The organism is Bacillus cereus, assembly GCF_002567495.1.
Lineage (GTDB): Bacteria > Bacillota > Bacilli > Bacillales > Bacillaceae_G > Bacillus_A > Bacillus_A cereus_AQ.
In genome coordinates this window covers 1-863 of sequence record NZ_NVAP01000089.1, presented here as the reverse complement: position 1 = coordinate 863, position 863 = coordinate 1, and the positions used below count along the sequence as shown (strand labels likewise).

Sequence of the window (863 nt, the reverse complement as noted above, 5' to 3'; positions counted from 1 at the left end):
TTATACACTTCGAATTCTGCGTTTGATAATACTTTCGTTTTATCTTGTGCATCTACTTTTACGATTTCAAATTGACCAAGACTCTTACTGTTCGTTACTTTTACATCAACAACTTTTTCACCGTCTACTGTTACATGAATTACTTGTTTTGTTAACTCATAACCTTCTGGCGCCTTTGTTTCTTCTAACGTATATTCACCCGGTACAAGTCCGTCTACTTTAACAGTTCCAGACTTATCTGTTGTAATTCCTTCCTTTACAACATTTCCTTCCGCATCTTTTAATGTAAATTCTGCGCCTGCTAAACGTTTTGCTTGATCCTTATCATCCGTCTTAACGATTTGTAGAGAACCTAAAATTCTTTCATTTTCCGCCTCTACTTTTACTACTTCTTTCTCATTTTGAATTGTTACTTTCCATTCTTTATTTGAAAGCTTGTAGCCCGCTGGTGCTTTCGTTTCTTTCACTGTGTATTCACCTAATGGTAATTTCGGTGACATCACTTTTCCACTCTCATCCGTTTTCAGTTCCGCTACCTTTTTACCATCTTTATACACTTCGAATTCTGCACCTGATAATACTTTCGTTTTATCTTCTGCATCTACTTTCACAATTTCGAATTGACCTGTTACTTTTTCATTCGTCACTTCTTGCTTTACTATTTCATTCGCGACAACATTTACTTCTACTGTCACTTCTAGCGCTTTATAACCTTCTGGCGCTTTCGTTTCCTCTAACGTGTACTTTCCTGGCACTACGTTTTCGAACTTCACAACGCCGTCTTTATTCGTTGTTTTCACTTCTCCAACTACTTGACCAGCTTCGTTTTTCAGCTTAAATTCCGCGCCTGCTAGAACTTTTCC

1 protein-coding gene is annotated in these 863 nt (G+C 37.4%); it reads right to left on the bottom strand.

Annotated features, from left to right (window positions below; genetic code table 11):
• Positions 1–863: MSCRAMM family protein (locus COK05_RS30090; RefSeq protein WP_255290374.1), on the bottom strand; the 863-nt coding region annotated here is incomplete at both ends.